Origin of the sequence: Microbacterium sp. HMWF026, assembly GCF_003061325.1 — a bacterium.
Classification (GTDB): Bacteria; Actinomycetota; Actinomycetes; order Actinomycetales; family Microbacteriaceae; genus Microbacterium; species Microbacterium testaceum_E.
This window is the reverse complement of sequence record NZ_QAJB01000018.1, coordinates 1-6358: the sequence shown is the minus strand read 5'-3', so window position 1 is coordinate 6358 and position 6358 is coordinate 1. Positions and strand designations below refer to the sequence as shown.

Below are 6358 nucleotides of genomic sequence, written 5' to 3'. Positions count from 1 at the left end.
ACACCGCACCCCCGCCGCTCCCCGCGCCGGCGACACCCCCGCGCGTCAGCGCACGATGAGCCGCGGCTCCACCAGCACGTGCGCCGCGCCGGCCGTCGCCGCACGCGGGGCGACGACGTTGCCGTCGCCCATGAGCAGTTCGAGGGCACCGGATGCCACCCGCTCGGGCAGCTGTTCGACGCTCGAGAGGCCCAGCGCTTCGGCCGCCGGGGTGTTGTCGAAACCGACGATGCGCACGTCGGGACGTCCCGCGAGCGCGGTCGCCAGGTGCGCGCCGATCGCGAGCGAGTCGCTCGCGCACACGATGGCGTCCACCGCGGGGTCCGCCGCGAGCCCGGCGGCCACAGCGTCTTGCGCGAGGGCGACGCTGTCCTCGACCACCCAACGCGGTCCGCGGGCCGCGCCGACGCTCTCGCGCCAGCCGCGTTCGCGCTCGTCGCCCGTCCCCGACCCCTCGGGCCAGCCGAGGAAGGCGACGCGGCGCACCCCGTCGACGTCGAGCAGGTGCCGGGTCGCCGCGCGCGTGCCGGCGGCACCGTCGACGTCGACCCACAGGTGCGCGGGCGCTTCGACGTCGTCTTCTCCCCAGGGGCGCCCGAACGACACGAAGGGCAGGGCCCGTGCGCTCAGCCAGCCGGTGCGAGGGTCGCCGTGGAATGTGCCGGTGACGACGACGGCATCCACTTCTCCCCCTTCGAGCAGGTCGGCGAGGCGCTCGATCTCTTCGTCGGCGGTGCGCGCGGCGTACAGCAGCACGCGCATGTCGCGCTCGCCCGCACTCTCGGTCAGGGCGTGCACGAAGCGGTCCAGGACGACTCCGGCGATGCCCCCGGCGTAGGGATCGAGGTGGATGCCGATGGTCGAACTGCGCCGGGTGCGCAGGCGCCGCGCGGCGGCGTGCGGGCGGTAGCCGAGTTCGGCGATCGCGGCTTCGACGCGCAGGCGCGTGGCCTCGCGGACGATGTCGGGCGTGTTGACGACGTTCGAGACGGTCTGCCGCGAGACCCCCGCCACGCGCGCGACGTCGTCGACCGTGGGCGCCTTCGCCATCTCGCCTCCCGTGGACCGTTCACGACCGTCGGCCGGACCGCCAGCCTAGGCCGAGGGACAACGGCTTGACATCGTGCCCCGCCGTTCCTTACCGTTGTGACACCGTCATTTGAACGTTCAAAAAGACGGCCCTCCACGCACCGGAGGGGTCGCATGCCTCATCGAAGGAGAGAGACACATGACACGGCACCTGCCCGCACTCCGCACACGCACGGCGCTCGCCGCCGGCGCTCTGCTCGCCACCGGAGCCCTCACCCTGACCGCCTGCGGCTCGGGCTTCACCGACACCCCGGGCGAAGGCCAGGCCTCCGGCGGCGGAAAGCTCACGCTGCTGATCGGCTCCTCGGGCGACGCCGAGACCCAGGCCGTCACCGACGCCGTCGCCGCCTGGAGCGAGCAGTCGGGCGTCGAGGCCGAGGTCCAGACGGCCAACGACCTGCCGCAGCAACTGTCGCAGGGCTTCGCCGCCGGCTCGCCGCCGGACCTGTTCTACCTCGCCCCCGAAGCCCTCGCCGGCTACGCGGCGAACGGCTCGATCGCGCCCTACGGCGACGACCTCGCGAACAAGGACGACTTCTACCCCTCGCTCGTCGACAACTTCACCGTGGACGGCCAGTTCTACTGCGCCCCCAAGGACTTCTCGACCCTCGCGCTGATCATCAACACCGACCTGTGGTCCGCCGCCGGACTCACGGATGCCGACATCCCCACCACGTGGGACCAGTTGGCATCCGTCGCCCAGAAGCTCACGGCCGACGGCCGCGTCGGTCTGGCGTTCGGCGCCGAGTACCAGCGCGTCGGCGCCTTCATGGCCGAGGCCGGAGGCGGCCTCGTCACTGACGGCCAGGCGACCGCCGACAGCGCCGCCAACGTCGAGGCGCTGGACTACGTCAAGACGCACCTCAACGACGGCACCTTCGCCTTCGCCTCCGACGTGGGCGCGGGCTGGGGCGGCGAGGCGTTCGGCACCCAGAAGGCCGCGATGGTCATCGAGGGCAACTGGATCTCGGGCGCGATGTCGGCCGACTACCCCGACGTGAACTACACCGTCGCGGAGCTCCCCGCCGGCCCCGGCGGCAAGGGCACGCTGCAGTTCACGAACTGCTGGGGAATGGCCGCCGACAGCGGCAACCAGGAGCAGGCGCGCTCGCTCGTGGAGTTCCTCACCAGCACCGACCAGCAGCTCGCCTTCTCGAAGGCGTTCGGTCCCATGCCCTCGATCCAGTCCGCCTCGGACGCCTGGTCGAGCGCCAACCCCGAGCAGACCGCGTTCCTCGCCGGAGCCGACTACGCGCAGTTCCCGCCGAACATGGCCGGAGCCGCCGACGTCATCACCGACTTCAACGCCCAGCTGGAGTCGCTGAAGACGGGCGACCCGCAGGCCCTGCTGTCGACCGCGCAGTCGAACCTCGAGGCCATCGTCAAGTAATCATGAGCGCTCTCACCTCCGCGCCCCGCCGCGCCGGGTCCCCCTCCTCGGGGATCCGGCGCGGCGAGGCCGCCGCCGGCTGGCTCTTCACCGCGCCTGTGCTGATCATCCTGGGCGTGTTCCTGCTCGTTCCCGTGCTGATGGCGCTGTGGGTGAGCTTCTCGGATTGGACCGGGCGCGGCAGCCCCTTCTCGTCGAACGTCGGCTTCGTCGGCCTCGACAACTACGCCGCCGTCACCACCGGCGGCGGACTGGCAGAGCGCGACTTCGGCACCGCTCTGCGCAACAACGCCTGGTACGTGCTGCTGGTCGTACCGCTGCAGACAGCGCTCTCTCTCTTTCTGGCGGTGCTGGTCAACCGCGCGGTGCTGCGCGGTCGCGGCCTGTTCCGCACCGCCTTCTACTTCCCCTCGGTGACCAGCTCGGTCGCCATCACCGTGCTGTGGCTCTTCTTGTTCTCGGCATCCGGTGCGGTCAACGAGGTCCTGTCGTGGCTCGGCATCAACGGGCCCAACTGGTTCAGCGACCCCTCGGGCGTCGTGCACAACCTGCTCGGCGCGATCGGCGTCACCAGCGGCCCCGCCTTCCTCACCGGGAACACGATGCTCGGGGTGTCGTGGTGGGACTGGCTCGCCGGTCCGTCGGTGGCGATGTCGGCCTTCATCCTGATGGCCGTGTTCACCACCTCGGGCACCTTCATGCTGCTGTTCATCGCGGGACTGCAGAACATCGGCGGCGACGTCATGGAGGCCGCGATGATGGACGGCGCGAACGGCTGGCAGCGCTTCTGGCGCGTCACCCTCCCCCAGCTCAAGCCCGTGCTCTTCACGGTGCTGACGCTCGGGCTCATCGGCACCTGGCAGGTGTTCGACCAGATCTACACGGGTACCCAGGGCGGCCCGGGAAAGACCACGCTCACCCCGGCATACCTCAGCTACTCCTCGGCATTTCTGTCGCAGCAGTGGGGACAGGGAGCGGCGATCGCCTTCGTCCTGTTCGTCATCATCGTCGCCCTGACGATCCTGCAGCGCTTCGTCCTGCGCGACCGGCCCGTGTCGCGGCGTCGCCTGCGCCAGTACGAGGTGCCCGCACAGAAGGGGGCGATCCGATGACCGCCACGGCATCTCCCCAGACCACCGTCCTGGCCGAGCAGCGCATCGACGGACCCGCGAAGCCCCCGAAGCACCGCATGTCGGGCAAGACGCTGCGCTGGCAGATCGGCCTCTACGCCCTGCTCGTCGTCCTCGCGGTCATCTACATCTACCCGTTCCTCGTGCAGGTGGCGACGTCGTTCAAGACGGATGCCGGCGCGGCCGCCGACCCGATCTCGCTCACCCCGCAGCCCTTCACGTGGGCCGCGTACGAGCGCCTCTTCCTCAACTCCGACTTCCCGGTGTGGTTCGGCAACTCGGTCGTGGTGACGGTGTTCGTCACCCTCGGGCGGGTGTTCTTCAACTCCCTCGCCGGGTACGCCCTCGCGCGTCTGCAGTTCCGCGGACGCGGGATCGTCTTCGCCGGGCTCGTCGCCGTCATGGCGGTTCCGGCCGTCGTGCTGCTGATCCCCAAGTTCCTCGTGATCAACCAGCTGGGCATGTACGACTCCTACGCGGGCATGATCCTGCCTCTCCTCGTGGATGCCGCGGGCGTGTTCATCATGAAGAACTTCTTCGAGTCGATCCCGCCGTCCGTCGAGGAGCAGGCCCGCATCGACGGCGCCGGCACGTTCCGCGTGTTCTGGTCGGTCGTGCTGCCGATGGCGCGCCCCGCCCTGATCACGATCGTCATCCTGTCGTTCCAGGGCTCGTGGAACGAGCTCAGCCACTTCGTCATCTCCACCCAATCGCCCGATCTGACCACCCTGACCAAGGGCGTGGCGTCCCTGGCCAGCGGGCAACTCAGTCAGGGCAGCCAATTCCCCCTCAAACTCGCGGCCGCGGCCCTGATGACGATCCCGGTCGCCGTGGTGTTCTTCATCTTCCAGCGCCGCATCATGAACGCCAGCGAAGGAGCCGTCAAAGAATGACCACCGCCCCCACCACCTCGCCGAACGGGACGACCACCCAGACCATGCCCCTGCAACCCCTGCTCAACGACGCCCTCATCGTGCTGCGCGCCCCCACCCAGGTGTGGTCGGACGGCACCGGCGAGATGGGCGCCGCCGCCGTCCACGGCGTTTACCACGGCGATGTCCGCCACGTCAGCTCGCTCGTCGCCTCGTGCGACGAGTCGCCGATCGAATGGATCTCGACCGCGCCCGACGGCGCCTCGCGCGTCGTGTTCGGCGGCATCCTGCGCGGGATCGACGACCCCACGCCCGACCCCAAGGTGCGGTTGCTGCGCGACCGCCGGGTCGACGACGGCGTGGTGAGCGAGTCGTGGACGGTGCACTCCCGCGTCGACGAGCCCCTCCGCACGACGCTGCGCCTGCGCCTGACCCCCGAGTTCGCGCAGCTGCACGAGGTCAAGTCCGGTCACGCCCGCCCGCGGGCGACCGATGTGGTCGTCGACGGCGCCGACGCCCGGATCGACGCCGGCCCCCAGGGGCTCGAACTCATCGCCCCCGGTGCCCGCGTGGCATCCGACGCCGACGGTGTCGAGGCCGCCTGGACGCTCGAGATCCCCGCCTTCGGCGCGGTCGAGGTCGGGTGGACCCTGCACCTGCGCGACGACACCCTGGTCGTCGGCTCCGCGACCGCCCCCGCGCGGTGGGATGCCGCCGCCGTCGCCGCCCGGACCGACGACCCCCGTCTCGCGCGCTGGCTGCGCACGGCGCTCGGCGACCTCGACGCGCTGCGGCTCGTGCTCCCCGAGCACCCGCGGGACGAGTTCTTCGCCGCGGGCGCGCCGTGGTTCTTCACCCTCTTCGGCCGCGACTCGATCTGGGCCGCGCGCCTGGCCCTGCCCCTCGACCGCGAGATCGCGGCATCCACTCTGCGTGTGCTCGCGCGTCTGCAGGGCACCGACGACGACGCGCAGACCGCGCAGGAGCCGGGCAAGATCCTGCACGAGCTGCGGGCCTCGGCGCTCGAGATCCCGGGCGAGGGCATCGTGCTGCCGCCGCGGTACTACGGCAGCGTCGATTCGACCCCGCTGTGGATCTGCCTGCTCGCCGACGCGTGGCGCGCGGGCATGCCCGAGGCCGAGGTGCGCGAACTCCTGCCCGCGCTGCGCGCGGCCCTGGGCTGGATCCGCGACAGCGGCGACAGCGACGGCGACGGCTTCCTCGACTACATCGATCGCCTGGGAACGGGACTGTCGAACCAGGGCTGGAAGGACTCCGGCGACTCCATCCAATGGCGCGACGGCAGCCTCGCCGAGGGACCGATCGCCCTGTGCGAGGTGCAGGCGTACGCGTACGAGGCCGCCCTGGCCGGAGCCGACCTGCTCGCGGAGTTCGGAGAGGCGACGGATGCCGACGACGTCGCGTTCTGGCGCACCTGGGCCGCCGACCTCAAGCTCCGCTTCGCCGAGACGTACTGGGTCGAGACCCCCGAGGGCCGCTACCCCGCCGTCGCCCTGGACCGCGACAAGCGCCCCGTCGACACGCTGACGAGCAACATCGGTCACCTGCTGGGCACCGGCATCCTCTCGCCCGACGAAGAGGCGCACATCGCCGGCCTGCTTCTGGGCGAGAGCATGTCGAGCGGGTACGGCATCCGCACGATGTCGACCGGCGCGGCCGGCTACTGGCCGGTGTCGTACCACGGCGGCAGCGTCTGGGTGCACGACACCGCCATCAGCGCCTACGGCATGCTGCGCGCGGGTCTGCGCGAGCAGGCGCGTTCCGTCGTCGACGGACTCCTGGATGCCGCCGAGGGCTTCGCCTACCGCGTGCCCGAGCTGCACGCCGGCGACCCGCGCACCCACTCGTCGGTACCC

General features: G+C 70.9%; 5 protein-coding genes. 4 read left to right on the top strand and 1 reads right to left on the bottom strand.

Features of this window, described 5'->3' with window-relative positions:
- Positions 1-45: 45 nt before the first annotated feature.
- Positions 46-1050: a LacI family DNA-binding transcriptional regulator gene (locus DBR36_RS00775; protein WP_108317135.1), complete on the bottom strand. Its 1005-nt coding sequence runs from the start codon at positions 1048-1050 to the stop codon at positions 46-48.
- 178 nt (positions 1051-1228) lie between these two features.
- On the opposite strand from DBR36_RS00775, the gene DBR36_RS00770 reads away from it, so the two are divergent.
- The 4 genes from DBR36_RS00770 to DBR36_RS00755 all read left to right on the top strand — a co-directional run.
- On the top strand, positions 1229-2479 hold the full coding sequence (locus DBR36_RS00770) for an extracellular solute-binding protein (RefSeq protein WP_108317134.1): 1251 nt from the start codon (positions 1229-1231) through the stop codon (positions 2477-2479).
- 2 nt (positions 2480-2481) lie between these two features.
- On the top strand, positions 2482-3591 hold the full coding sequence (locus tag DBR36_RS00765; RefSeq protein ID WP_108317133.1) for a carbohydrate ABC transporter permease: 1110 nt from the start codon (positions 2482-2484) through the stop codon (positions 3589-3591).
- 77 nt (positions 3592-3668) lie between these two features.
- A complete protein-coding gene (locus tag DBR36_RS00760) occupies positions 3669-4502 on the top strand; it encodes a carbohydrate ABC transporter permease (protein WP_375136039.1) in 834 nt (277 codons plus the stop codon).
- Positions 4499-6358 (top strand): glycogen debranching N-terminal domain-containing protein (locus DBR36_RS00755; RefSeq protein WP_108317131.1); only part of this gene is annotated, 1860 nt, incomplete at its 3' end. The genes DBR36_RS00760 and DBR36_RS00755, both read left to right, overlap by 4 nt.

What these genes read in the sequence shown, in the direction of transcription:
- DBR36_RS00770 (WP_108317134.1), top strand. Translation starts at nt 1,229, where the DNA reads ATGACACGGCACCTGCCCGCACTCCGCACACGCACGGCGCTCGCCGCC.
- DBR36_RS00765 (WP_108317133.1), top strand. Translation starts at nt 2,482, where the DNA reads ATGAGCGCTCTCACCTCCGCGCCCCGCCGCGCCGGGTCCCCCTCCTCG.
- DBR36_RS00760 (WP_375136039.1), top strand. Translation starts at nt 3,669, where the DNA reads ATGTCGGGCAAGACGCTGCGCTGGCAGATCGGCCTCTACGCCCTGCTC.
- DBR36_RS00775 (WP_108317135.1), bottom strand. Translation starts at nt 1,050, where the DNA reads ATGGCGAAGGCGCCCACGGTCGACGACGTCGCGCGCGTGGCGGGGGTC.